This window comes from Bradyrhizobium sp. DN3 (assembly GCF_041357655.1).
Taxonomy (GTDB): domain Bacteria; phylum Pseudomonadota; class Alphaproteobacteria; order Rhizobiales; family Xanthobacteraceae; genus Bradyrhizobium.
This window is the reverse complement of sequence record NZ_JAULLN010000041.1, coordinates 22,242-46,972: the sequence shown is the minus strand read 5'-3', so window position 1 is coordinate 46,972 and position 24,731 is coordinate 22,242. Positions and strand designations below refer to the sequence as shown.

The following is a 24,731-nucleotide window of genomic DNA, read 5'->3' as shown; positions in this document are numbered from 1 at the left end:
GCCGGTTCTCACCTGTTCGTTTTGATGAAGGCGAGAGCGCCCCTCTGAAACTTCGCGCAAGTCGGCTGTGGGTCAAACTGCGAAGAACTAAGGTTGATCAAATCTGGTCCACTCTGCCGCGATGAGCGGACCTCAGTCAGCTCTGACGCAACTTCGCAGTTGGGCCAGAAGCGGACAGCCTCGCAGGCCGCGAGCGATCTGGTACACGACCGCGCAGTCATTCCCTTCGGTTACGTTCAGGCAAGCAGCGGGGTTTCCCGAAATTCCTCATCGATGCATCCACGCCCTCGAAATCGAAAGCAGTGTGTGACCGATGACGCTGAGGAGCGCCGCGATGCCCCATATAGTGAACATGTTCTCTTTGTAGCTTGCAGAAAAGCCAGCGCCTTCGGCGATCACATCGCCGATATACTTCCACCAGCCGGTGAGAGTGCCCGGCAACCCGCCAGTCGCATCAGCAATCGCAAGCGTGACTCCCGAGATTACGGGAAGATAGAAGACGAGAACCACGGATGCGGCGAGAACACGGAGAATGAATCCCATGAGACCCTCCAATGTACGCAATGATGGCCGCGAACTCACCGAGCCGTTGTTTCTACGTGAGTCCCTTTGAGGACAGCACCTCGAAACAATCCGCTTCGCTTACACTCATGACTGCGCACGCCCCCCTGCAAAAAACTGCTGCTCCCGCGCGCACGTTTGTCGCCGAGAGCGGAATCGTTTTCGGCGCGACCGCGGCGCTCTATGGCGAGATCACGGTCAAGAATGGTCGGGTCGAGCAGGCCAACTTCGACACTGCGCATTAACGAAACGCCCAATATCGAGGTCCATAGCGTCAAAGAGCTCGGAGCCACCGGGCTTCGCCGTGGCAGCCCGCCTCAAACCTGAATCAAGGCGTAGGGTCGACCGCTGGGCTTCTCGATTGACCGCGCCACGTTGTAAACCCGCGCGCCTCCGGGCGTGCGGCCTTCATAGCGGCCCTGATGAGCATGACCGTGAACGACCGCACTCACCGTAAATCGATCGATCGTTTCGCCGAGGCGTGACGAGCCGAGGAACGGAAGAATCTCCAGCGGCTCGCCTTCAACCGTATCGAGAATCGGCGCATAGTGAAGGACGACAACAGCCTGCTTGCTCGCCACCGCGCGCATCGCATTTTCGAGGCGCGTCGCTTCGTTGACGGCTTCGGCGACCAGGCTCTTGACGACGGCCTCGCCGAACGAAGCGAGCATGCGGCGGCCGAACCCACCGATGAAGCCCTTCACGCCGACGAAGGCGACGCCATCGATTTCGTACGACTGCCCGTTGAGCAGGTGCATTCCGGCGCCCTTCAAAATGCTCTTTACGTCTTCAGTCTGCCCGGACTCGTAGTCGTGGTTTCCGAGCACGCCGACAATGGGAATGGAGCAGGCGCGCAAATCCTCCGCCAGAAGTTCCGCTTCGGACGGCTTGCCGAGGTCAGTGAGGTCGCCGCAAAGGACGAGCACCCGGGCCTTGGTCGAGAGCTCGGCAAAGAGTTCCCGGAAGGACAACGTGCGGTCCTCCTTCACGTGAAGATCGCCAATGGCAGCGAAGGTGAGCGTGTCGGGTTTTTCGGACATCGCGCTACTCGCTATCCTGGTCTGCGTCGGCAAAGCCCCATTCCTCAACGGCCGGGGCATAATCGACCTGCGAAAACAGGCGCCCCCGACATATCTTCACGCGCGGAGGAGGAAGTTCGAACTGGGTCTTCAGGCGGGCGACCAGTTCGTCCATCAGCCAGCGCGGCAGGCAATCGCGCTCGCTCGGATAGGCCCAGCGGAAGTTGAGTAGATGTGCCAGAAGCACCTCCCAATGCAGCTCCATGTAGGCAAGCAGACGCCGCCAGTCGATCTGATCGTGCTGCTTGAGAATGAGATGCGCGATATCCGGGCCATCGTAACGGTGCCGCAGCTGGACGAAGGCCTTGGACCAGATCAACTCCGTCGGGGCGATGATGCGCATCGGCGTACCGAACACCTCGATGCGCGGCGCGGATTCGAACCATTGGTCGGTCACGGGAGCCATGCCATGCCAGAAAGCGAAGATCACATCGAAAAAGTGCTCGTCCTGGAAGACCTTGCCGAGCCAGCGTTCGTCCTCGATTGCGACGGTGTACCCGAGGTTGCGGAAGTGGTTGAGAACACGTGGATAGTCAGTCGGCTTGCACACGATATCGAGATCTTTGGTAGCGCGCACCACGCCGGTATAGGCGCTGAGCGCATACGTGCCGGCCAAAAGAAACGGCAGATCCAGCTTCGCGAGCTCGCGCAAGGCCTGAGTGTAAAACACCTCGGCGCGGGCCGATGGCACGGTCGGCTCGGCGGCCGCAGCGATCGTCTCTATCGATCCAGTGGTCTCCTTGGCCATAATAGTTCACTCGAAGCTCATCGGCTTCGGCCATGAGGGTCCCTGTTCGACAATCGAATAGACCATGCAAAGTTCCGCGCGCCCTAGGTCCCACCGGCAACAAACCGGTTCGCAATGGTCGATGGACTTCGCTTTCAGCGTGCCTTGGCGACGTTGAGGAATTGATTCGTCTTCAAATTCGGTACGTCTTCAGCGAGCCAGAGAAGCGCGTCAAAACATCTGCGCACGGCGGTCGACCACATGGGCGTATGCGGTGAGGTCCGCTATACCCCTGATAGCGGCGCGATAGCTGGTTAATGTCAGCTATGGGTCACACTCGACAAAACTCAATGTGAGCCATAGTAGGTCTGGTTTCGGGCGGATAGCGGCCCAACGCCTGCGCTCATGAGTCATTGTCCTAAGCGGCGTCGGGAAAAATCGGCACTCCCGTCAAACTTTATCTAAATCCAGCACATCGGATTTGGCGGAATGAAAGCTCTTCGCGCCATGCTGGGACATGTCGCTTTTGCTCCCGTTGCGAAAGACGCAATCGGGACAGATTCGGAGAGACCACCGATGTATTACGTCGCCGCTGCATTGCTGGGGCTGTCGGGACTGTTCTACTCCGCGGGCCGTCACGAGCTCGGCCAGTTCGGCGCAGACGTGTGCCGCTATGGCAGCGCGTTCTGCGACAATCCGGTGCTCGTCTTCGCGGGCGCAGCGCTGGCCGCAGCCTGGGGCATGTTCGTCAGCATCAAATAGCACCCGGCCACGACTTGGCTTCCGTCTTGCGAGCGGGCCAGGCGAACACAAGACATCGCGCCGCAACAGAAAGCCCGCGGCCGGGGACGGCGCGGGCATCGGCTATTTCTGCGATGATGGCACTCTACACCTGTTTTGCCCGACGGGTCAAACGAAATTCGCATTATCAGAATCAAATCCTCAGAGGTCCCGCTGCGGGAACTTTCCGGCTATAATCGGGCTTAATCGTTGATTTCGAAATTGCGGAAGGCCTGCCCCTGTCGACCCGATCAAAACACCGCCCCGCCAAGCATGGCAGCGCCGACGCCTCGACCAAGTCCGTGCCGGTGCTGCTGAAAAGGCTGGGGCCGGGCCTGATCACCGGGGCGGCCGACGACGATCCGTCGGGCATCGCCACCTATTCGCAGGCCGGCGCGCAATTCGGCTACGGGCTGCTGTGGACGGTGTTTCTGACCACGCCGTTCATGATCGCGATTCAACTCGTCAGCGCCCGGATCGGCCGGGTCACCGGCAAGGGTCTCGCTGCCAACGTCATGCAGCTGGCGCCGCGCTGGGCGGTGCTCGCGCTCGTGTCCATGCTCGTCGTCGCCAACACGTTCAACATCGCGGCCGACATCGCCGCGATGGCGGAGGCGCTGGCGCTCGTGATCGGCGGGCTCCACCACGAACACGCGCTGATCTTCGCGGCCGGCTCGACCCTGCTCGAGATCTTCCTGCCCTATCGCCGCTATTCGCCGGTATTGAAATTCCTCACGCTGGCGCTGTTTGCCTATGTCGCCACCGCCTTCACCGTGCAGATCCCGTGGAGCACGGCGCTGCTCGCCGCGCTGTGGCCCAAGGCGAATATCAGCGCCGACTATTTTCTGATGGTCGTCGCCGTGCTCGGCACCACCATCAGCCCTTATTTGTTCTTCTGGCAGGCCTCGCAGGAGGTCGAGGAGATGAACCGGGGCAAGCACGACAGGCCGCTGCGCGATCTGCCGAGCGGCGGCGATCCCGAGCTCGCGCGCATCAGGGCCGATACCATTTCCGGCATGCTGCTGGCCAACGGCATCGCCTTCTTCATCATCCTGACCACCGCATCGGTGCTGAATGCCAACGGCGTGACCAAGATCAATTCGGCGACGGAGGCCGCCGAAGCGCTGCGGCCGCTCGCCGGCGACTTCACCTTCGCACTGTTCGCGCTCGGCATCATCGGCACGGGCCTCTTGGCGATCCCGGTGCTGGCGGGCTCGGCGGCTTACGGCGTCGCCGAGATCTTCGGCTGGCGCGCCACGCTGGAGGCGAAGCCCGAGAAGGCGGTCGGCTTCTATACGATCATCGCGGCCGCAACCATCATCGGTTTCGGCCTCGGCTTCACCGGAATCGACTCGATACACATGCTGGTGTGGAGCGCGGTGCTCAACGGTATCGTCGCCGTCCCGATCATGGCGATGATGATGCTGATCGTCTCGAGCAGTACGATCATGGGCCGCTTCAAGGCCCGCTTATGGCTGATCGCGCTCGGCTGGCTCGGCACCGCACTGATGGCGCTCGCCGTCCTCGCCCTGCTCGGCTCGTCCGTGATCGGCTGACGAGAGAGGGACAACGTCGATAAGGCTACGGTGTCACGGGATTGACGGTCGACGACGTCTTCGGCCCCGGCCGTGCCGGCTCGACCGGCGACTTCGGTTCGGTCGGAAGCACGGCAGCGCCCGCGGCGCGCGCAGCTTCCCCGGTGGTCGCGTACATCGCGATATGGGCCGGCTGGGTCTTGGCGCGGCTCCAAGGGCCGTGGTCGACGATCAGCATCGCTGCAATCGTCACGCCCGCCACGATCAGTGCGATTACGCCGGGATGACGAAGCGCCGTAGAGATGGAATCCGCGAAACGATCAGCCGTCATCATCAGAAGGTCCGCAATTATCCTATCGCAGGTTAATTCAATTGCGCCCCGCTGGTTCCCGTCCTGGCTCCGGTAAGTTCCCGGCCAGGCCGGGGAACATACGCTCCTTTCTGGTTCAAACCGGTTTCACTCGCCCGGCGCGATGGCATTGCTCGGCGTCGGCCGGTCGGTGATCTGCTGACCGAACAGGCTACCGATCAGCTCGACCGCGGTACGCGCGGTCCGGCCGCGCTCGTCGAGGAACGGATTGAGCTCGACAATGTCCACCGACCCCACCAGCCCTGAATCGTGCAGCAGCTCCATGATCAGATGCGCCTCGCGATACGTTGCGCCACCGGGCACCGTGGTGCCGACTCCCGGAGCCACGCACGGGTCGAGAAAATCGACGTCGAAGCTGACATGAAGCACGCCATCGCTCGCCTTCACGCGCTCGATGACGCGCCGGATCAGCACGGCGACGCCGAACTCGTCGATCTGGCGCATGTCGATGACCCTGATCCGGCGCGCGCGCATCAACTCCTTTTCGAGCTTGTCAACCGAACGCGCGCCGAACAGATCGAGCCTATCGGGGTCGATCGAGGCGCGCGGATCATCGCCCAATAATCCGTCGAGGCCAGGCTCCCCGCACAGGAACGCGGCCGACATGCCGTGCATATTGGCCGTGATCGTCGTTTCTGGCGTGTTGTAATCGGTATGGGCATCGAGCCAGAGCACGAACAGTTCGCGGCCGCGTTCCTTCCAATGACGCGCCATCGCATTGACCGACCCCATGGACAGCGTGTGATCGCCGCCGAGGAAGATCGGCAGTGCGCCGGTTTTCGCGATCTCATAGCCTCTGTGACTCAGCACGCGCGTCCAGCGCTGGATCTCGCGGTAGTGATTGGCTTTCTCGGGCGGCTTGTCGGCGAGGTCCCTGACCTCGGCCACGGAAAGATCGCCGTAGTCGACGACGTCAAAATCGAGGCTCTCGAGCAGTGTCGCAAGGCCCGCGGTGCGGAGCGCAGCAGGGCCCATCAAGGTACCACGCTGCGAAGCTCCCATGTCGATGGGAGCGCCGAGCAAGGCGATCCGCCGGGTTCGATCCGTCACGGTCCGATCGGTCACCGCAATCTCCTGACGTCAGTAAGGCTACCGTCAGCCTAACAGAGATTCGCACCCGTCGTTTCCCGGGGAGGTCTGCTGTGGGCATATCATCCCGGAACAAAATCCCCCGCGCCGAATTGCCTATCCAAGGCCGGCACCCGCCGTAAACGTAAACCACGGCGCCTGTCGCGGATAGCCAAAGGTCGTCAGACCCGCTGTTCAAAACGAGCGCTCGCGCGGATAGCCAAAGGTGCCGGCCTCCATCATCGGGCCCGGAGATCGCACGCTTGAGCACGGAAATACCGCAGTCCAATCCCCAACCCGGCATGGCCGAACGCGCCATCGATGCAGCGACGGATGTATCCCGCACGATCGGTGAAGTCGCCGGAGGCCTGCATGCAGCGGTCGACCGTCTTACCTCTGCGATCGAGGAAGCGCGAAGGCCGGGCCGACCGCTCTCGACGGTTGCGGCGATTACGCGCGAAGCGCCGCTCACCAGCCTGTTCGTTGCTTTCCTGTTCGGCGTCGCGGTGGCGCGCCGGCGTTAGCGACCTTACCGGATAGGCGCCTGTCTAGGCGGCGCTGACGATGGCGCGCTCGATCGTGAGGAACTTCCGTTCGAACGCCTCGGAAGGCATAGGGCGGCCGAAGAAGTAGCCCTGCCCTTCCGCGCATCCCATGCTGATCAGGAAGTCGGCCGTGGCGCGGTTCTCGATGCCCTCAGCTACGACCGTGAGCCCAAGCTGCCTGCTGAGACCGATGGTGGAGCCGACGATCGCGGCATCATCGGAATCGGTGAGCAGGTCGAGCACGAACGACCTGTCGATCTTGAGCCCATCGAGCGGAAATTTCTTCAAATAGCTCAGGCTCGCATAGCCGGTGCCGAAATCGTCGAACAGGACGCGGACGCCGAGCTCCTGGATCCGCTTGAACATGTCGAGCACGCGGGCCTCGTCGTGTAACAGGATGTCCTCGGTGACTTCGAGCTCGAGCAGCGAGGGGGCCAGCCCCGTCGCATCGAGCAATTCGGCAACCGAACGCGCGAGGTCACCGGAATCAAGCTGGGACGGCGACAGGTTGATCGCCACGCGGACCTCGTTGCCGGATATTTCCCAGGCGCGCGCCTGGCGGCAGGCGGTCTCCATCACCCAGTTCGCAATCCGCTCGGACAGGGCCGAAGTGTTGACCACCGGCATGAACTCCGCAGGCGAGACGTAGCCGCGCACGGGGTGCCGCCAACGGATGAGTGCTTCGGCTCCGACCAGGCTGCCGTCGACCAGACGAACCTGGGGTTGGTAGAACAGTTCGAACTCGTCGCGATCCGCGGCAAGCGCCAATTCACTCTCGAGCCTTAGCCGGTTCTCCAGCTCCTGCCTGATCGCACTCTCGAAGATCAGGTGGCTGCCGCGCCGCGTCAGCTTCGCCTTGGTCAGCGCAAGGTGGCCGTTGCTCAGGAGATCATCAGCATTGCGCCCGCCGTCGGGATGGACGGCAACGCCGATGCTGATTCTGACCCGGTGCTGCCTTGTGCCCGTTGCGAGCGGCGTTTCGAACGCGCGCGCGATTCGCTCGGCGAATTCGGCAATCGGCTCGCTTGCGTCCGCGCAATCTAGCGCGACGGCATACTCGTCGCCGCTGAGGCGCGCGACGATCGCCCCGGCGCCGGCCTCGGCCGTCAAGCGCTCGGCGACCGCCCGCAGCACGCGGTCGCCCGCGGCATGCCCGAACATGTCGTTGATTTGCTGGAAACCGTCGAGCCCGAGCACGAGCAGTGCGACGTTGGAAGACCGATGCTCTGCCGCGGTGATCAGACTGGCGAGCGACGCATGTAGCATGTTGCGGTTGGCGAGACCTGTCAGCGCATCATGTTCGGCGAGATACCTGACGCGCTCGGCCTCGCGCTTGCGCACCGAGATGTCGCGCAGGATCGCTCCATACTGGAAGCCGTCCGTTCCCTGCCAGCCTGAGAAGCTCGCCTCGACCGGGAATGTCTCGCCGTTCTTGCGTCGCCCTTCGAACTCGACGACGACGGAGCCACCGGGAACCAGGAGCGACTGGCGCGCGGCATCGTGCATGATCGGCCTCGCGTCGCCGTCCGCAGGCACCGCGCACAGCGTTTCGAACGGGCGACCGATCATCTCGGCCGGCATGTAGCCGAAGATGGCGCTCGCGCCGGGATTCCAAACCGTGATCCGATGATCCTCGTCGGTGCAGACGAGACCATCGCCCAGCGACATCGCGATACGGTGGAAGCGGCTCTCGGCGATGCGACCCAGGAGACTGCGGAAATCGATCTCGTCCAGCGCAATCGCCGTCAGATAAGCGATGATCGCAATGTGGAACAGCGACGTATCGATGACGAAGGGCCATCTCGCCTGCACAAGGGTCGCAACCAGTTCGATGGCAGCGCCGGCTGCGATCAGGATTGCGACGCGAAGTCCCGGTGCGAAGCGGCGCCACGAATAGATCATCAAGAGGCAGATCAGGCCGAGGCCGAGCATCATGCCGGCATCGGAGGTCCAGCGCAGCGTCCGGTTCTGGAGGATCGATTCCGCGGCGAGCGCCTGAAGGACGGGTCCAGAGACGATGCGGCCATTCGGAACGCTGAACCGGTCGCCCAGTTCGAGCGCCGTCGCACCAACGATGATCTTCTTGCCTCTCACCTTGTCCAGGGTCGCGGCATCGCCGCGCAGCACGTCGACATAGGAGACACTTGGGATCGAAGCCGCCCGAATACTGAAGTCGATCAGGAAGGGCGGCCGGCGATTGGCGTCCTGCCCAGCCAACACGACGGCCATCGACGGCAACAAGGCGTCACCGAGCTTTTCGCCGAACGGATAACGGCGCACGAGTCCGTCGGATTCGACCGCGACATTGACGACGGCTGGCCAAGACTGGTTGCTGAACGGCTTCAGGGGATGATTGATGTAAGCCGCGCCGCCATTCGGCGCCGGCTGCTTGAAGGATGGCAGAACCGTCGAGCCGCCGACGTCCCGAAGCGCCTTGACGAAAGCCTCGTCAGAGGCCGGATCCGACGGCGTTCTGAAATCGACGTCGAAGGCCACATCCTGCGCGCCGGCGGCTTCAAGCCTATGCAGAAGCTCCGCGTGCAGCCGGCGAGGCCAGGGCCACACCCCGATCTGGTCGATCGAGGGCGCGTCGATGGCCACTACGACGACATTGCCGCTGGCAGCACGCGATTGCCAGGCGAACCGCATGTCGGTGAGCGCATTGCGGAGCGCGCAATGCCACCCCGTGGACAGCACGACCGCAAGCGCGATCACAACCAGAATATGCGGCCGATAGCGTTTCACCCAATCCTCCCCCGCGCCCGCCGCTTCAACCGGCGAGCCCCCCTCATCCCCTAGGAAATCGCCTTAGTGTCTGTTGTAGCCGTGGCCGTTGCTGCCGTTACCGCCGCCACGCCCATCGCCGTTGTTGCCCCTGCCGTTACCGGTGGCGCCATTGTTGCCGTTGCCATTATTGTTGCTGCCATTACCGGAATTGCCGTTGCCACCGGAGTTTCCGTTATTAGCTGCGGCTATCGCTGCGCTTGCGCCCGACGAGGCACTGCTGCCAGCTGTTGCGGCAGCACTAGTCGTTGCCGCGGTTTGGACGACACTGTTGGATGCTTGCGTGCTGGCCTTGCCATCGCTCCAGATCGTCTCGGTAGCCGTGCTGACATTCGCGCTGCGCACCTGCCCGGGGGCAACCGCGCCATGGGCGAGCCCGCGCGTCACTTTTTGGAAATTCAGCTTGACCTCGCCGAGCGAGCTCGAGATGCGCACGACGCCGGCCTTGGGGGCGTGCCCGCCAGTCGCCTGATGCGACCTCATCGGCGCACCGACCATCTTGATCCCCTTGTCGATCGGACCTAGCGCATGGATCGCATGACCATTTGCGGCATTGCGCGGTGCGGATAATCCCGATTTCGGCACGGGAATGCGCTCGATGGTGGAGGCGCGGGGCTTACCCTGCTCGATCGGATTGAACGTCCCCGCACCGCTCAGGCTGAGACCAGGCTTGCCATGTTCGAAGACGGCGGCCACTTGCCCCGGCATGACCTGGGCGATCTGTCCGGTCTTGAAGTCGGAAACTTCAACTTGGCCGCGGAGCACGCTGACCTTGGTGCTGCCCGCACCCACCGTGACGCTGAACTGCGTTCCCTTGACGACGGCGGCGAGGTAAGGCGTCTCGACCTCGAAATGCTTGACGTTACGCTTCTCGACCTCGAGCAGGATCGAACCCGCCTGCTGGATGATGGTGGTCGACAATCCCTCCTTCTTCTCGGCAGGCAAGCCGACGACCGAGTTGGGAGAGATCAGGATCGTTTCCTCGCCGCGGACGAGCAGCACGCGGCCGTTGCGGCCGGTGCGAATGGTGTCGCCAGGCTTGAGCGCCTCCTCCTGATTCAACGACACCTGCTGCGCGCCGTTGGTGGCGACCCAGACCTCGCCGGTGGCCTTGCTGACCGACCAGGCGCCATTCTCCGCGCCAAATGCACCGGATGCAGTTCCAAGGATCAGCGCTGCCAGCAAGGCGCGCCACACTCCAACTCTACCGAACATGACAATCCTCAGTCCGCGTTACAGCCAGACCTGAGGCGTATCCGAAATCACTCAAGAGAAAATTAGCGCGAAGTGGCGAGCCGAGAAGCCGCATTAACCAATCATTGACCATGAAAAACTATGGAAAATCATGCGGCTAACGAACCCTTACCGCCTTATGGGCAAATCCCCGTCAAACTACGGAGACGCGTTCACTCCGCGTATTGGGAAGCGACACTTCCTTACCACATCGGTACTGCTGGCAACGATTTTTACGGGAATTCCGCAGTCCTTCGCGCAGCAGGCGAACCAGCCAGGCTTTGATCCGCGCCAGCCCGAGAAGTACTTTGAAAACCAAACCGAGCGGGAAACGCTGAACCGCCCCCCGGTCAGGCTACCGACGGTCGGCCAACCCAACACCGGCGGTGATACCAAGCCGCAATTCGTGCTGCGCGGAATCGACGTCATCGGCGCCCACGCCGTCTCCCGCGATCGCATCGCTACAGCCTATCAATCCTATCTTGGAAAGAAGGTCTCGCAAGCGGATCTCGCCGCGATTGCCGGCGCGATCAGCGATCTCTATCGCGAAGCCGGATTCCACTTGAGCCGCGCGATCGTGCCACCGCAGGATATCGCCGACGGCCGCGTTCGGATCCAGGTGATCGAAGGCGCCATCGTGCAGGCCGAGCTGAAAGGCGACGGCGCCGAACAGTTCGGCGTAAGGCCGATGCTCGGGCCGATTCTGGCCGAGCAGCCGTCGCGCCTGGCAACGCTCGAACGCCAGCTCTTCCTCATCAACGGCAGGCCGGGCGTCCGGATCACCGACACCGCGCTGGAAGAGATTGGCGGAGCGACCGGCCGCTTCCGCCTGATCGTCTATTTGAAGACCTGGCACGTCTTCTCATCGTTCGGCATGGACAATCTCGGATCTTCCTCAGTCGGTCCGTGGCAGACCTACGCGACCGGCACGTTCAACTCCTACCTCACGCCCGGCGACACGCTCGCGGTCAACCTGTCGACCATCGCCAATGATCCGCGCGAGCTCGGTTTCGCGCGGATGTCCTATGACGCACCGGTCGGTGTCGATGGCGTGCGCCTTGGCGCTTCGATCCTGTACAGCGCAGTCCGGCCTGGCGATGCTCGTCGTCTCGACAGCGACATCACCACCACCGAGGCGTTCGAGCTGCGTGCCAGCGTCGTCCCATTGCAGTCGCTGTCCTCCTCGCTGGCCCTGACTGCCGCGACGACCTTCAGCAATGTATCTGAGCACGACCTCTACGGCCCCTGGTATAACGACCACATCAGGACGGCGAGCCTGACCGCCGACTACAGGCTCCAGGATCGCTTCGGCGGCACCAATTTCGCGACTCTGAGCTACCGGCAGGGCCTCGACATCTTCGGCGCTTCGCATTTCGACGACGATCAGTTGTCGCGCGTCGGCGCGTCATCGAACTTCTCGGTGCTGAACCTTTGGTTCACGCGCTATCAGACACTCAACGACGCCTGGTCACTCAAGCTCTCGGCGGCGAGCCAGACGACATCGCGGCCATTGTTCACCTCGCAGCAATTCTATCTCGGCGGCGCCGCCTTCGGCCGGGGCTATGGCGCGGCCGAGATCAGTGGCGACAACGGTCTTGCCGGCTCGCTCGAACTGCGCTTCGACCAGAAGCTCAATTTTCGCTACTGGACCGGCTATCAACTCTACGCCTTCGGCGACGCCGGCGCGGTCTGGAACGACGGTTACCGCCTGAGCGACGGCCTCGCGCTGACCTCGGCCGGGGTAGGTGTGCGGTTCTTCCTGCCGGACGATCTCCAGGTCGATCTCGGCGTAGCCGTTCCCTTGAGCTACAGGGCGCCGGACAACGAGCGCCGCAGCCCGCGCTTCCTGCTCACACTGTCGAGCGCGCTCCGGCTCTGCCCTGAACGAGGCAAGGCCGGCTGTCTCTAGCCCTTGCGCTTCGCCCCACAGACCTGCATGCGGCGCTTTTGCGGCTTGCTCACAGACTTGCCTAAATTTAATCCCGTAACTTGCTCACGATCGCTCGATCCGCGAGTTCCCAATGACCATGTTCAGCCAAACGTGATTTGAGACGAAGCATGAAGAGGGTGTTTGCAATCCTGGTCTTTCTCTGCGTCCTCGCCGTCGGCCAGTATTTCATCGTCAGCCGGTTCGCAATCCACCATGAAACCTTGCCCCTGTTCGACGCCTCGCGCCAGCGGCCGATCTCGGTCGACATCGCGGTGCGGCGTGACTATGAGACCAAGGCCAATCTCGGCCTCTGGAAGCTCCCGCTCGCCATCATCAGCAACGGCAACACCGTCAGGGCGACCGAATATTCCTTCCTGGCCAACGTGCTCGCCGCACGCGGCTATCTGGTTGCCAGCATCCAGCAAGATCTTCCGAGCGATCCGCCGCTGATGACCCATGCCGGCCAGCAATATGTCGGCCGGCGTGAAGTCTATATTCGCTGCGAGGCCAATATTCTGTTCGTGCTGGGCGAGTTGAAGAGGCGGCGAGAGAACGCCGACTACGACCACATCACCCTCGTCGGCCATTCCAACGGCGGCGATGTCTCGATGTATGTCGCCCATCAGCACCCGGAGCTGGTATCGAAGGTGATCACGCTCGACAATCTGCGGGTGCCCTTCGTGCTCAGCGACCATATGAAGATCCTGTCGTTCCGCTCGAAGGATCCGCATTTCGTGACCGATCCCGGCGTACTGCCGACGCCGGAGGAGGCCAGGGCTCGCGGCATCGACATCGTCCATACTGGTGCACAGCACACCGAGATGAGCGATCGCGGTCCCGACGCGGTCAAGGAGAAGATCCAGGCGACGCTCGACCGCTTCCTGCGTGACAGCGCCAGCAGCGCGCTCGCGCCGGCCGATACGAAGAGCCCGATGATCATGAACCCCGGCGACTATTAGCCGGAAACCCTTTGCGGCAGATCAAGGCAGCTCCGAGCCGGCCACGATAGGAAGGGCCTTGCCATCTCGGAGAGGCACGTGTCGCACTATACCGAAAGTCTTGATACGAAGAGCCTTGATACGAAGAGCCTTGGATTGCCCGTGGCAAGGACGCCGGCGTTCGTACGGCACTTTTATCGTTCGACCCGCAGGCTGCTGCGGTCGATCATCGCCCGCATCGATCTCTCGCAATTTCCGGGATCGTGTTGCGGGTGAGCACGTCGGCCGCAAGCGCATGCATGAAGGTTGCCCGATGCACCGATGTTTGAGACGAATTTTCCTGTTGCTTGCCGGCGCCACCGCGGGCTTCGGCATGTCGCCTGCCCTCGCCGCCGATGCCGAGCACGGCGCCGATCTCGCCAAGCGCTGGTGTGCGAGTTGCCACGTGGTAGCGAGCAGTCAGACGCAGGCTAGCCCCGACGTCCCCTCCTTCGCATCCGTTGCGCGCCGGCCGGACTTCAGTCCGGAGCGGCTCGCTTTCTTCCTGCTCGACCCGCACCCGAAGATGCCGAACTTTCCCTTGAGCCGGACCGAAGCTGGCGACATCGCGGCCTATATCGGATCGCTGCGCCAATAGAACCCCGGTCAATCGCGAGCCTGCTAAAAAACTGCAAATCCCTGCCGGAAGACCGACAGGGATCAGCAGAAAGGATGATGGACGGCGAATGGGGATCCATTCGGTGGCCCATCATGGACCTGCACCAGGATCAGAATGCGCATCTCGCCGCCGCGCAAGATCAATTTGTGGCATGCCGCACGGCACCGACAGAATCAGGACTTGTCCTTGCCCGGTTGCATGAAACTGCCGGTCATCTGGCGCATGTGGTCCCCGGCGCTGGTGAACTGACTGCGCAGGAAGTCGGACTGAATTCGCATTGCTTCCTGAAGGTCTGTGGCGTGAACGAGCTTGCGCGCGTGCTCGAACGCCGACTTCATGTTCTGTTCGGTGAAAGCGAGCGCCTGCTTCGACACGTCCGTCCCCGCGCCCGGGACGGACGACATCGATTTGGTGGCGGCTTCGAAAAACATGCCGAATGCTTTTTCCGCCTGGTCAATCGTCTTTTCGGCCAAGTCGCGCAGTTCGGCCGGAACTTCGAGTTTCGGTTCGATCATGATCGCCTTCCTCCCTTTTTCTGACTGAATACCACACTTGCCGGATCGCCTTCCAGCGGCCAGCCCCGGGCAAAAGGTTGCCCGGTGGGCCGGATCTGGCAGGAAACGAGGGACGAGGTGTAAGGCCGGCGCGGCCAGACTCAGGACAGGGGGTGTTCGGGAAGAGTTTCTTCGGTGGCGAGGTCTTCGACGAGCTTGATAACCTCGAAACGCTGCCGAGCCTCGAGCTTCAGGAACGCACGGAGCAGGCGCAGGCTTTCGACGGTGCCGCTCGCAGGCGCGCCAAGCTTGAGGTGCAGTTCAGCCGCGAAATTGAGGTTCTTCATCCCGCACCTATGACAAGCATCGGCCTTCAGTTCTTGCGTCGAAGTCGCACTCGAGGAGCGAACGCCGCAACCCAATACAATGGCGACAATCAGCTCCGGCCGGCAGGTCCCGGCGGGCTAGCAGGCCGAATTCCATTAGCCGAACGGATGGGCCCAACCGAACAGGTTGCAATTATGCCAAGGAACAACCGATCCGGCAAGCCCAACAGCCCGGCGTAGCGATGCTTCGCCCGCATCGCGCCACGGCAATTCCGGATAACAGGAATATCGAGCGCCGTCACCCACCTGCGTCAAGAAGCGGCATCAATCACGCATACAGCCGAGATCGCTGCCAATCGGCGCTGCGTTTCGCCTTGTTTCCGATGTGAACAGACATTTGCGGAGACGAACTGGCGCCTCGGCAGCATATACACGTAATTGTTGAGTAGCGTCCCAGCGGTTGTATCGTGAGCGACATGAACGCCAGGTCTTCAATGTTCCGATTGGGGCGCCGGTGAAGCCGACCAACGCGGCAAGCGCCTTGGGATCGGTCGCCTTCCTCATCTCGTCGGAATGCGCCCCGCTGGCGCTTTTCCCAGCGAGCCTCATCGGTTCCGATATGTTTTCCGGCCGTGAACCGTTGTTCAGGAGCGAACGACAAAGCGGTTGCGGAACGGCCACGCGGACGACGGCGCCATGGCTGATAGACTCATGATTTGGGCGCGTGTCACCACCAAAGGACGACGGCATGCTTTCTCGCTGCGATCTGATCAAGGGCGCCGCGGTCGCGCTTCTTACCCTCTCGATACAAGGCGCATGGGCGCAGGAGACCAGGATGAACCTGTTCAAGATCGTCACCATCAAGGACGAAATCATCGTCGGATTGTCGGCGGAGGAGCTTCAGGCGCTCGGCGGCAATGACGCGAGCGCGCTTGCGCATGCGCTGGCGCAGAAAGGCGACCTCACCGTCTGGCAGTACAGCGTGCACCGCGGCCCGAACGGCGAATTGCAGCAGGCGCCGACCGCCAAGATCGGGCTTTTGGCCAACGCTTCTCTCCGTGTCGAGCCGTATTCCACGCCTTACCAGATCGTACCGCATCCGTAAGCAGCAGACGGCATGCCCGCGGGCGTGCCGTCGTCATTTGCGCTGCTCTGCCCGTGGTGTCCCCGTTTCCGTCGCAAAACCGTAGATCAGCGCCAGCCGGTCCAGGCATTCACGAAAACGCCGCGCAAAATAGTCGTTCCAGCGCTGCGTACGAACGGCGCGCCGCTGCCCGATCTGATCCATGGTCAAGCCCAGCACGAGCACGTCGTGCACCAATGCTGCGCCGTCGGTGCCGAGTTCGCGTTCGACTCGGTTCAGCCGCAACACCGCCTGGCGCTGGCTTTCGGTGACCGGCTCGCGCGTACGCGCGCCATCGACATATTCGCGGGTCGGATCCATCGCCTGAGGGCCCCTCTCCGCTCTCTCCCAATCGCTCTGGAAGGCGCGCCCGCCGCGATATTGTGCTTCGTCGATTTGATGGTGCGCGTGAAGCCGGCCGAGCGGGTCACTACGGACGGACCGGACGGCCACGATCTTCTCGCCGGCATCGAGCGCCAGCGGATTGTCGACCTCGACTTCCGCCACATCGGCATTGAACGGCACGTCGCGGGACCGCCGGTCGTAGATTCCAGCCAATTTGTAAGATTTATTGCGTCGAGCACGTGCCACTCGGATACTCCTTGCAAAGTTGGCGATTGCAAAATCGATAGTCGAACGGGCGGCCGCCTCCTCAGCCGGCCGAGACCAGCCGCAACACGACGGGACCGACGACGCGGGCGGACGCAACCCCGGATGGCCGCGTCAGACCTGCATGCGGCGCGCAATAGCTGGAGCCGGGCTGACGCGGATGGCCGCAAAACGTGATCTCCTCCCCGTCCTTGTCGCCGCCATAGGGATAGCGACAGTCGCCTCGCGCCAGTTCGAGCAGCGGGATCAGGCGTGGCCGGACGCCGACACAGCGCAACTTCACGCGCGCCGCAGGTTTCATCGCGGATTTTGGCGGCAGGTTCAGGTTTGGTAACGCCGGACGGCGCAGCGAAGGCAGACAGGCCTCGCCCGGCAAAGGCGGCACGATCGGCGGGCTCGTCATCCGTGCCAATGCGGCGACTCCCAGCCGCTTGGCGCGGCCAGCCACCGCGTTGCGCGTGTAAGCCGTTCCAAACCTTGCGTTAATCTCCGTTGCGATTGCCGCGTAAGACATTCCTTTGAGAAAATAGTCGCGAAGCGCGTCGGAGTGCTCCGACGGCCAATGACCCGGTTCCATGCTGCTGTCCTGTGATGCGCCTGCTCCGATCGCACGATCGGTGGCGGGAAGGCACATTCCGGTATTCCGAATCGAAAGTCAAGGGATAATTCTGATATTCATAATTGCATCAATTCCGAATTTCGGATTATAAGAGGCAAGACGGTGCGCAATCGAGGGAATCACCATGTTGGACGTTGCAATGATCGAGCGGGGCCTGGAAAAGACGGGCAAGAGCAAGGGCGGCCTGGCGGCGGCCATGGGCGTGCGGCCCGGCGCGGTCTCGGAGATTCTCGGCGGCGAGCGCCTTGTGAAGGCCTCGGAGATCATTCCGATCATGGAATATCTCGAGCTCAACCTCGCGCCGATCATGGGCCGCGTCGGCGCCGGCGCCGTGATCGAGCCCGATTATGAACAGGTTCCGCCGGAGGGACTCGGCGACATCACGCTGCCCTTCCCGATCATGGAAGAGACGGTCGCCTTCGAGATCGTGGGCGATTCGATGCTGCCCAAGTACGAGAGCGGCGACGTGATCGTGGTCTACAAGGACCAGCGCCATCCGCTGTCGAGCTTCTATGGCGAAGAGGCCGTGGTCCGGCTCAAGACCGGCGAGCGCTATTTGAAGACCATCGAGCGCGGGAAAAGCCCGTCCGTCGTCAATCTCACCAGCTTCAACGCCAAGCCGATCGTCGGCGTCAAGCTCGACTGGGTCGGAGAGATCTGTCTCTCCATGCCCAAGGGACAGCTCGAGCGGCTGCGCGCCAAGTCGGCCCGCCCCCGCAAGAAGGGCAAATAGGGTCCGGATTTCCGATTTTTGGAAGTTCGCCTTGACTGACTTCTGATTTTCGGAAATACTCTGCCGCAGTCCCGACTCGGGGGTGCGGCAGGTTCATTCCATGCAATATTTCGTCGTGATGATCGACTACGGGCGGCGTGGTCGCGAGGCGGTCGTCGATCCCGAAATCACAAGGCGCGAGGTCATCTCGCGCATCGTTTCGGGCGAATACCAGAACGTCTTATTCATCCACGAAATCGGCGAGAATTCGGTCGAGGACGTGACCGAGGCCATCCTGGCCGAGGCTGCGCTGCCCCCGATACCGCCCGAAGACATCGACCTCCAGGCAAAGCGCCTCGATCACGCCCGCGATCTGCGCAAGCACGAGCGGACGTGACGGAAGCCGGCAGCCTCTGGCCCACCGTCTCGGGTGAATATCACACCACGAGCACGGTCGATCCCGTAGTCTTGCGCGCCGCGAGATCGGCATGCGCCTTGGCGGCGTCCTTCAGTGGATAGGTTTGGTGCACCTCGATCTTGACTGCGCCGGACTTGACGACGTCGAACAGTTCGCCTGCCATCGCGACCAGACTTTCACGCTTGGCGGCATAAGTGAACAGCGTCGGCCTCGTGACGTAGAGCGAGCCCTTCTGGGCCAACAGGCCGAGATTGAGCGGCTCCACCGCGCCGGAGGACTGGCCGAACAGCGCGGCGACGCCGAGCGGCGCGAGGCAGTCCAGCGATTTCAGGAACGTGTCCTTGCCGACGGAATCATAGACGACCGGCACCTTCTTGCCGCCGGTGATTTCGTCGACGCGCTTCACGAAATCCTCGCGCGTGTAGATGATGACATGGTCGCAGCCATGCGCCTTGGCAAGCTTCGCCTTCTCGTCGTTGCTGACGGTGCCGATCACGGTCGCGCCGAGATGCTTGGCCCACTGGCTCAGGATCAGACCGACGCCGCCGGCTGCGGCGTGGAGCAGGATGGTGTCGCCGGCCTTCACCCGATAAGTCTGCCGGATCAGATACTGCGTCGTCAGCCCCTTGAGCATCATCGCCGCCGCGGTCTTGTCATCGACGCCGTCTGGCAGCTTCAACAAGCGGTCGGCGGGAATCAGCCGGGCCTCGGAATAGGCGCCGAGCGGCGAGGCGCCATAGGCGACACGATCGCCCGGCTTCAGATCGGTGACACCTGGGCCGACCTCCTCGACGACGCCGGCCGCCTCGCTGCCGAGCCCGCTCGGCAGTTGCGCCGGATACAAGCCGGAGCGGTTGTAGATATCGACGAAATTGAGACCGACGGCGGTGTGGCGGATGCGCGCCTCGCCCGGTCCGGGCTTGCCGACGCTGACCTCCTCCCAGACCAGGACTTCCGGGCCGCCGGTTTTGTGAAAGCGAATGGCATGCGTCATGGGCGTTACTCCCTTATCGTTGCAGTGAAGTTCAGAGCACCTGATCGTCCCGTGAAATAGGCATTTGGTCCGGCCGTTACAGTACAGACACGTAACAAGAATGTCACAACGGACGACAAACGCCCGCCGTTCCGTCTCTGTTCGGAAGAGTTGATGACGGGCCTGGGGCGAGTGGCAGTAGCCTTCACGCGGGGTTTGGTAGTCGCCTGCGAAGGAGAGCCGAGATGCCAGCTTATGTTCAGCATCATCAGGATGTCGAAATCGCGCCAGTGAATTGCCCCACCTGCATGGGGTTCCTGCCGATGTATGTGCGCGAGGTCGAACCGCATTGGAGCCTTGCCAAGATCGACTTTGTCTATGAATGCGCCGATTGCGGCGCCGAGGTCAGACAAACCATCCGCAAGCCGGAGCAGCTGCGGCACTGATCGCGGGGCCCGCGGACCGCTCAACTATTTGCGTTAAGCGGAAAAAACGCAGTTCGCGCGGGTCTGATGTCTCCCAAACGAGGCTTGTTCTTTGCCCGGAACGCAGGCAGAACAAGCCTCAAGCAAGACCTTTGGGAGCGCCCTTTCGTGGCTGATCAGAAGGCCTCGACCTCGATCGAGGCAGTGGAGAGCGGCCTTGCCGCGCAAGGCTATATCGCGAGCCGGCAGATCGCGACCGCCGTTTATCTGTCGCAACAGATCGAGAAGCCGATCCTGGTCGAAGGCCCCGCGGGCGTCGGCAAAACCGAGCTTGCCAAGGCGATCGCCGCCTGGCGCGGCATGAAAATGATCCGCCTGCAATGCTATGAAGGCCTCGACGAGGCCAAGGCGCTCTACGAGTGGAAGTATGCCAAGCAGCTGCTCTATACGCAGATCTTGAAGGACAAGCTCGGCGAAGTCCTGGGCGGTGCGCAGACACTGCATGCCGCGCTCGACCAGCTCCATGATTTCGGTGACGTGTTCTTCTCCAAGGAATTCGTCGAGCCGCGCCCTCTGCTCCAGGCGCTGGAGCAGCGGGGCGGCTGCGTGCTCCTGATCGACGAGATCGACAAGTCGGACGCGGAGTTCGAATCGCTGCTGTTGGAGATCCTGTCCGACTTTCAGGTCACGATCCCCGAGCTCGGCACCGTCTCGGCGATTACGCCGCCGACCGTGATCCTCACCTCCAACAGCGAGCGCGATCTTGGCGATGCCCTGAAGCGGCGCTGCCTGCATCTGCACATTGGCTTCCCCGAGCAGCGGCTGGAGGAGCGCATTGTCGAGAGCCGCGTGCCCGGCATCTCGCAGACGCTGCGCCGGCAGATGGTCGGCTTCATCCACGAGATCCGCTCATTGGATCTGAAAAAGCTGCCCTCGGTCAGCGAGACCATCGACTGGGCGCGGGTGCTGGTGCTGCTCCAGGCTCCGGAGCTTGACACCGAGATCGTCAAGGACACGCTCAACGTGCTCCTGAAATACGAAGCCGACATCGAGGCAGCAGTGCCGCAAGTTACGACCTTCATTGCCAAGGCGGCACGGTCCAACGTCTTCGGTTGACGCCGATGCGCGAGAACCTCCATCGTTTCTTTCGGGCGGCGCGCGGCGCCGGCGTTCATGTCTCGCCCGCCGAAAGCATCGATGCGATGCGCGCGGTGAAGCAGGTCGGTTTCTCCGACCGCGCCATCTTGCGCGACGCCCTGCTGCTGACACTCGCCAAGTCGCAGGACGAAAAACTCGCACTCGGCGACTGTTTCGATCTCTTCTTCAGCCAGCCCGAACCGCGGCAGGATCAGCCCGAGGCGGGCAGCGACGACGCTTCGCAGGATTCAGATCAGTCGTCCTCATCGGACGCGGCCGGCGAAGCTGGTGAAGGTCAGCCCGCCCAGGAACTCGGCCCTCTTGCGCAGAGGCTGCTGTCGCAGGATCGCAATGCGATCGCGGCGGCGATCGCCAGTGCCTCCGGTGCCGCCTCGCTGTCCGATATCCGCTATTCCACCCAGCGCGGCATCTTCTCCAGCCGCATCCTCGACGCCATGGGCCTCCAGCGCCTGCGGGACGATCTGGACCAACTGACCGTGACCAACCCGTCGCTGGCCGAGCGTCTGCGCGCCGCGCTCGATGCCTTGCGCGAAGCGGTGCGCGACACGGTCTCGCAGGGGCTCGCGCTCTACGCCCGCGAGGACGCCGAAAACCTCCGCAACGAGATCCTGCGCAACGCGCCGCTCGCGCGCATCGAGCGGCGCCAGGTCGCCGAGATGCGCGCTCTCATCCGCCAGATCGCCCGCCGGCTGCGCGAGCGCTACTCGAAGCCGCGCAAGCGCCAGCGCCGCGGCCATCTCGACGTTCGCCGCACGCTCCGCCGCAACGCGGCCTGGGGCGGCGTACCGTTCCTCACCGCATGGAAGCGCAAGCATCGTGACCGGCCCAAGATCGTGGCGCTCTGCGACGTCTCCGGCTCGGTCGCTCAGGTCTCCGACTTCTTCCTGCTGCTGATCCACTCGCTGCACGAGGTGGTCGACGACGTCCGCTCGTTTGCCTTCTCCTCCCATCTGATCGAAGTCAGCGAGATCCTGGAGAACAACTCGCCGGAAGAGGCGATGGCCGAGATCATGTCCAAGGTCGGCTTCGGCTCGTCCGACTATGGCTCCTCGCTGGTCGATTTCGAGAAAGAGTTCATGAGCACGCTGACGCCGCAGACCACGGTGATCGTGCTCGGCGATGCCCGCAGCAACAATCTCGACCCGCGCGCTGACATTCTGCGCCGCATCTCCGAACGGTCGAAGCGACTGGTCTGGCTTAATCCGGAAGGACGGCTCGCCTGGGGCTTTGGCGATTCCGAGATGCCGCGCTATGCGACCTTTTGCAGCGTCGTGCGCCAATGTGCCACCGCGCAGCAGCTCGAGCGCGCAGTGTCCGACATCGTGGCCAGTTATCAATAAGCGGCGATCGCACCCGCCTCTATCGTCAGGCGGCGGTCAGCTCGGCGTGAGCAAGATTGCACTCGCGAAAGTGATGCGCGATTTCGTCGATAGCGCGCTGCTTCCACTCTTCCGCCTGCGCGAGCCAGAAAACGCGGCGCTCGAAATCGAGCGCGGCCCGCTCTCGGCACAGGGATTCCTGACTGCGGATTTCGACCAGCCTCTTCATGCACTCCACTCCTCCTGCCTGTGAAGCCATTCCCTGCGAACGAGGCTAACAGAGTCCCGAACGCTCCGTCTCATTGTTTCTGTGCATATTGCGACGCGAAATGGGACAGCAGCACTTCCCGTGCAGCGCGGCAGTTCGCAGCGCAACATCAAGCCAACATCATCAATAAGTGATCGAGGTCCGGAACGATATTCGCGGCAGAGCGATCTTAACTCTTGTGGCGCAACGAAGTGCGGCAATTTGTGAAGAGACGTTCCAAACAGCTCACCGAATTCCCGACTCATTGTCGTCGCATGGTGTTCATGCAGCGTCGCTAACAGAGACGCGCGAACGGTACCTATCGCTTGAGGCAACATGAGCAACGACGTCGACTTCGATCTTTCGCCGGATCAATGGGAAGCGCTACGCACACTTCGCAATCCGGCATCGAACGGTCGCCTCTCGAAGGCCTACCTCCTCGAAAGCCTCGTCAAGCTCGGCCTCGTTGTCGTCAATGATGGCTTGCCTGAGATGACGCCCACCGGACGCAAGGTGCTGGTGCGGGGATCGTGCCGGCTGCTGGATCTCGTGGCGTAGCGCGACGACGGTTGGCCCCTCGCCCGAACATTAGTTCTCGCCGAAATCGGAACTAGATGACCGTGGCAGCAAAAGTGCGCGCGGGAGGCCCTCGCCAACTGGTTAACCGACGTTGGATCAGTCATCCCACCGGAGGAGCGGCGTTCCATATGCCCTCCTCCAGACAGAGAGGAAGCGGGGAAACCAGGAATGAGCCACGGCGCCCTTATAAGCCCAGGTGCGATATTTCAGGCCCTGCTCCGAGATCAGTTCCTGATAGCCGCCGTGGACCTCGGTTGCAGCCCGAATGGCATCCAATATTCCCTGGGCGCAGGCCCGGTAGGTGCCGCTCCCCGAGAATTCGTCGAAGTCCAACATGCGATCCGCAAACTCGACGTTGAATGTCGGCCAGGATGAACGTCCCTGGTAGGCGGGAGCCGCGATCTTGTGGATCATCTTGGTCCGCGGATTATCCGCCGACACCAGGAAGTGGAACGTGCTGGGGATGCGGAAGCGCGGCTCCGCAATGATCAAATCCGCCGTGGCCGCGAACAGCGCGCGCTCGCTTTCCTGGTTCAGGTCCCAGAAGCCGCGATGCACGCTGACGAAATCCAGCGCAACGGAGGACGCTGGCGTAGCCGCCGGGCCGTCCAGGGAATGTCTGATATAGCCGTCCTTGCCGAACAGCCGGAGCAGGTCTCTCTTGTGCTGCGCGAGGTCGCGCCCGAGCAGCCGTTTCAGCTCGTTCTCGTCGACGATTCCGAGTTGCACGCCCCACACGAACGTCGTGTAGATGCAGGCATTGGTCACGAACCGCCGGCGTTCCGCACGCGTGTCCGTTGCCGCAGAGCGCGGGGCGCGGGCATCGCACAGCAAATATCTGGTGCCGTCAGCCTCGAACGGCTCCAGCTCGCTTGCGAGCTGGAGGATCGCCCGCTTCAGGTCGGCTCCATAGTCGGCCAGCAGCAGGCGGCCGGCATGCGCGCATTGTGACATTGCCAGAAAGGACGACGCCCTGTCTTCGGCGGACATCATCTGCTGGAGACCGGCAAGGATACCGAGCAGCGTATCCGAGGGCCGCGAGAAATAGTTCACTCCGAGATACCGACCGCGTCCCGCCGGCACGATGGTCGTGGTGACGACGCCAGCGCGAACCGCCTCCAGCAACAGACGCACGCTCTTTTCGAGCAGACGGGCCCGTCGCACCGCGTCCTGCGAATCCATGATGGTTTCAGGATCGAGAACGTCGGGATAGAACCAGGCGAAGTCGCGCGGATAGTACGCGGAAGCGTGCGGCGCCCCCGTGACGAGGAATGCCTCGGTCACCGAAAAGGCGCTGTCCATCGAGTGCCGGTAAAGGTCCGCAATGGCAGTGAACGGATGATGCGATTGCCTCAGGAATCGATCGCCGAGAAAATTCATCGCCTGAAGCGCGTTGGCGACAAAGGTTGCGGTCACGCCCTGATAGAACCGGCTTTCACGATGGCGCGGAAAAGAAATGTTGCTGTTCATATGTCTCGTCGAATTGTGCCTCGTGGTCCCGGCGGAAGGCCGTCACTATTT

Annotated in this window: 28 protein-coding genes; 14 read left to right on the top strand and 14 right to left on the bottom strand. The window is 62.5% G+C overall.

Features of this window, described 5'->3' with window-relative positions; all coding sequences use genetic code 11:
• Window positions 1-267: 267 nt before the first annotated feature.
• Entirely contained in the window at window positions 268-543 is a 276-nt protein-coding gene (locus AAE027_RS36240) for a hypothetical protein (protein ID WP_370989747.1), read from the bottom strand.
• 11 nt (window positions 544-554) lie between these two features.
• Between AAE027_RS36240 and AAE027_RS36235 the strand changes: the two genes are divergently transcribed.
• Window positions 555-806 carry a hypothetical protein gene (locus AAE027_RS36235; protein ID WP_370989748.1) on the top strand — a complete coding sequence of 84 codons (252 nt, stop codon included), beginning with the start codon at window positions 555-557 and terminating at the stop codon, window positions 804-806.
• Window positions 807-878: 72 nt separating this feature from the next.
• On the opposite strand, the gene AAE027_RS36230 is transcribed toward AAE027_RS36235, so the two are convergent.
• Both AAE027_RS36230 and AAE027_RS36225 read right to left on the bottom strand, forming a co-directional pair.
• Window positions 879-1,601, bottom strand: coding sequence for a metallophosphoesterase family protein (locus AAE027_RS36230; protein WP_370989749.1), 723 nt, complete (start codon window positions 1,599-1,601; stop codon window positions 879-881).
• Window positions 1,602-1,605: 4 nt separating this feature from the next.
• Complete coding sequence (locus tag AAE027_RS36225) at window positions 1,606-2,388, bottom strand: nucleotidyltransferase family protein (RefSeq protein WP_370989750.1); 783 nt, start codon at window positions 2,386-2,388, stop codon at window positions 1,606-1,608.
• A 555-nt stretch (window positions 2,389-2,943) separates the two neighbouring features.
• On the opposite strand from AAE027_RS36225, the gene AAE027_RS36220 reads away from it, so the two are divergent.
• Both AAE027_RS36220 and AAE027_RS36215 read left to right on the top strand, forming a co-directional pair.
• Window positions 2,944-3,129, top strand: a complete 186-nt coding sequence (locus AAE027_RS36220) for a hypothetical protein (RefSeq protein ID WP_091897192.1) — start codon at window positions 2,944-2,946, stop codon at window positions 3,127-3,129.
• A 326-nt stretch (window positions 3,130-3,455) separates the two neighbouring features.
• Entirely contained in the window at window positions 3,456-4,703 is a 1,248-nt protein-coding gene (locus AAE027_RS36215) for an NRAMP family divalent metal transporter (protein WP_370989783.1), read from the top strand.
• A 25-nt stretch (window positions 4,704-4,728) separates the two neighbouring features.
• Here the strand turns inward: AAE027_RS36215 and AAE027_RS36210 are convergent, their stop codons facing one another.
• Both AAE027_RS36210 and rocF read right to left on the bottom strand, forming a co-directional pair.
• Window positions 4,729-5,013 (bottom strand): hypothetical protein, encoded by a 285-nt coding sequence (locus AAE027_RS36210; protein ID WP_370989784.1) that lies wholly within the window; start codon window positions 5,011-5,013, stop codon window positions 4,729-4,731.
• A gap of 126 nt (window positions 5,014-5,139) precedes the next feature.
• Window positions 5,140-6,117: an arginase gene (rocF, locus tag AAE027_RS36205; protein WP_249756838.1), complete on the bottom strand. Its 978-nt coding sequence runs from the start codon at window positions 6,115-6,117 to the stop codon at window positions 5,140-5,142.
• 266 nt (window positions 6,118-6,383) lie between these two features.
• Between rocF and AAE027_RS36200 the strand changes: the two genes are divergently transcribed.
• A complete protein-coding gene (locus AAE027_RS36200) occupies window positions 6,384-6,644 on the top strand; it encodes a hypothetical protein (RefSeq protein ID WP_370989752.1) in 261 nt (86 codons plus the stop codon).
• A gap of 24 nt (window positions 6,645-6,668) precedes the next feature.
• Here the strand turns inward: AAE027_RS36200 and AAE027_RS36195 are convergent, their stop codons facing one another.
• Entirely contained in the window at window positions 6,669-9,410 is a 2,742-nt protein-coding gene (locus AAE027_RS36195) for an EAL domain-containing protein (protein ID WP_370989754.1), read from the bottom strand.
• A gap of 63 nt (window positions 9,411-9,473) precedes the next feature.
• The gene (locus AAE027_RS36190; protein ID WP_370989755.1) at window positions 9,474-10,664 is read right to left on the bottom strand and encodes a FecR family protein; all 1,191 of its coding nucleotides are present in this window, start codon (window positions 10,662-10,664) and stop codon (window positions 9,474-9,476) included.
• A 130-nt stretch (window positions 10,665-10,794) separates the two neighbouring features.
• Here AAE027_RS36190 and AAE027_RS36185 point away from each other — a divergent pair, with 130 nt between their 5' ends.
• From AAE027_RS36185 to AAE027_RS36175, 3 genes are all read left to right on the top strand, one after another.
• Window positions 10,795-12,591, top strand: a complete 1,797-nt coding sequence (locus AAE027_RS36185; protein ID WP_370989756.1) for a ShlB/FhaC/HecB family hemolysin secretion/activation protein — start codon at window positions 10,795-10,797, stop codon at window positions 12,589-12,591.
• Between the two features lie 149 nt (window positions 12,592-12,740).
• The gene (locus AAE027_RS36180) at window positions 12,741-13,571 is read left to right on the top strand and encodes an alpha/beta fold hydrolase (protein ID WP_370989757.1); all 831 of its coding nucleotides are present in this window, start codon (window positions 12,741-12,743) and stop codon (window positions 13,569-13,571) included.
• Between the two features lie 292 nt (window positions 13,572-13,863).
• The gene (locus AAE027_RS36175) at window positions 13,864-14,187 is read left to right on the top strand and encodes a c-type cytochrome (RefSeq protein ID WP_370989758.1); all 324 of its coding nucleotides are present in this window, start codon (window positions 13,864-13,866) and stop codon (window positions 14,185-14,187) included.
• A gap of 194 nt (window positions 14,188-14,381) precedes the next feature.
• On the opposite strand, the gene AAE027_RS36170 is transcribed toward AAE027_RS36175, so the two are convergent.
• Together AAE027_RS36170 and AAE027_RS36165 are read right to left on the bottom strand one after the other, a co-directional pair.
• On the bottom strand, window positions 14,382-14,723 hold the full coding sequence (locus AAE027_RS36170; RefSeq protein WP_091897174.1) for a phasin: 342 nt from the start codon (window positions 14,721-14,723) through the stop codon (window positions 14,382-14,384).
• A 140-nt stretch (window positions 14,724-14,863) separates the two neighbouring features.
• Complete coding sequence (locus tag AAE027_RS36165; protein WP_130216251.1) at window positions 14,864-15,049, bottom strand: hypothetical protein; 186 nt, start codon at window positions 15,047-15,049, stop codon at window positions 14,864-14,866.
• 727 nt (window positions 15,050-15,776) lie between these two features.
• On the opposite strand from AAE027_RS36165, the gene AAE027_RS36160 reads away from it, so the two are divergent.
• Window positions 15,777-16,133, top strand: a complete 357-nt coding sequence (locus AAE027_RS36160) for a hypothetical protein (protein ID WP_091897171.1) — start codon at window positions 15,777-15,779, stop codon at window positions 16,131-16,133.
• A 33-nt stretch (window positions 16,134-16,166) separates the two neighbouring features.
• On the opposite strand, the gene AAE027_RS36155 is transcribed toward AAE027_RS36160, so the two are convergent.
• Window positions 16,167-16,742 carry a hypothetical protein gene (locus AAE027_RS36155; RefSeq protein WP_370989759.1) on the bottom strand — a complete coding sequence of 192 codons (576 nt, stop codon included), beginning with the start codon at window positions 16,740-16,742 and terminating at the stop codon, window positions 16,167-16,169.
• A 61-nt stretch (window positions 16,743-16,803) separates the two neighbouring features.
• The gene (locus AAE027_RS36150; RefSeq protein WP_370989760.1) at window positions 16,804-17,337 is read right to left on the bottom strand and encodes a GcrA family cell cycle regulator; all 534 of its coding nucleotides are present in this window, start codon (window positions 17,335-17,337) and stop codon (window positions 16,804-16,806) included.
• A gap of 166 nt (window positions 17,338-17,503) precedes the next feature.
• Between AAE027_RS36150 and AAE027_RS36145 the strand changes: the two genes are divergently transcribed.
• Both AAE027_RS36145 and AAE027_RS36140 read left to right on the top strand, forming a co-directional pair.
• Complete coding sequence (locus AAE027_RS36145; RefSeq protein WP_035705094.1) at window positions 17,504-18,112, top strand: S24 family peptidase; 609 nt, start codon at window positions 17,504-17,506, stop codon at window positions 18,110-18,112.
• 100 nt (window positions 18,113-18,212) lie between these two features.
• Window positions 18,213-18,488: a hypothetical protein gene (locus AAE027_RS36140; RefSeq protein WP_370989761.1), complete on the top strand. Its 276-nt coding sequence runs from the start codon at window positions 18,213-18,215 to the stop codon at window positions 18,486-18,488.
• A 40-nt stretch (window positions 18,489-18,528) separates the two neighbouring features.
• Here the strand turns inward: AAE027_RS36140 and AAE027_RS36135 are convergent, their stop codons facing one another.
• Entirely contained in the window at window positions 18,529-19,503 is a 975-nt protein-coding gene (locus AAE027_RS36135; protein WP_370989762.1) for a quinone oxidoreductase family protein, read from the bottom strand.
• Window positions 19,504-19,727: 224 nt separating this feature from the next.
• Between AAE027_RS36135 and AAE027_RS36130 the strand changes: the two genes are divergently transcribed.
• The 3 genes from AAE027_RS36130 to AAE027_RS36120 all read left to right on the top strand — a co-directional run bounded on the left by AAE027_RS36130 (window position 19,728) and on the right by AAE027_RS36120 (window position 22,405).
• Entirely contained in the window at window positions 19,728-19,928 is a 201-nt protein-coding gene (locus AAE027_RS36130) for a hypothetical protein (protein WP_091897156.1), read from the top strand.
• Between the two features lie 147 nt (window positions 19,929-20,075).
• Window positions 20,076-21,023 carry an AAA family ATPase gene (locus AAE027_RS36125; RefSeq protein ID WP_370989763.1) on the top strand — a complete coding sequence of 316 codons (948 nt, stop codon included), beginning with the start codon at window positions 20,076-20,078 and terminating at the stop codon, window positions 21,021-21,023.
• 5 nt (window positions 21,024-21,028) lie between these two features.
• Window positions 21,029-22,405: a vWA domain-containing protein gene (locus AAE027_RS36120; RefSeq protein WP_370989764.1), complete on the top strand. Its 1,377-nt coding sequence runs from the start codon at window positions 21,029-21,031 to the stop codon at window positions 22,403-22,405.
• A gap of 25 nt (window positions 22,406-22,430) precedes the next feature.
• Here the strand turns inward: AAE027_RS36120 and AAE027_RS36115 are convergent, their stop codons facing one another.
• Window positions 22,431-22,613, bottom strand: coding sequence for a hypothetical protein (locus AAE027_RS36115; protein WP_370989765.1), 183 nt, complete (start codon window positions 22,611-22,613; stop codon window positions 22,431-22,433).
• 354 nt (window positions 22,614-22,967) lie between these two features.
• Between AAE027_RS36115 and AAE027_RS36110 the strand changes: the two genes are divergently transcribed.
• Window positions 22,968-23,189: a hypothetical protein gene (locus AAE027_RS36110; RefSeq protein WP_128932527.1), complete on the top strand. Its 222-nt coding sequence runs from the start codon at window positions 22,968-22,970 to the stop codon at window positions 23,187-23,189.
• Window positions 23,190-23,306: 117 nt separating this feature from the next.
• On the opposite strand, the gene AAE027_RS36105 is transcribed toward AAE027_RS36110, so the two are convergent.
• Window positions 23,307-24,680: a hypothetical protein gene (locus tag AAE027_RS36105; protein ID WP_370989766.1), complete on the bottom strand. Its 1,374-nt coding sequence runs from the start codon at window positions 24,678-24,680 to the stop codon at window positions 23,307-23,309.
• Window positions 24,681-24,731: the final 51 nt, after the last annotated feature.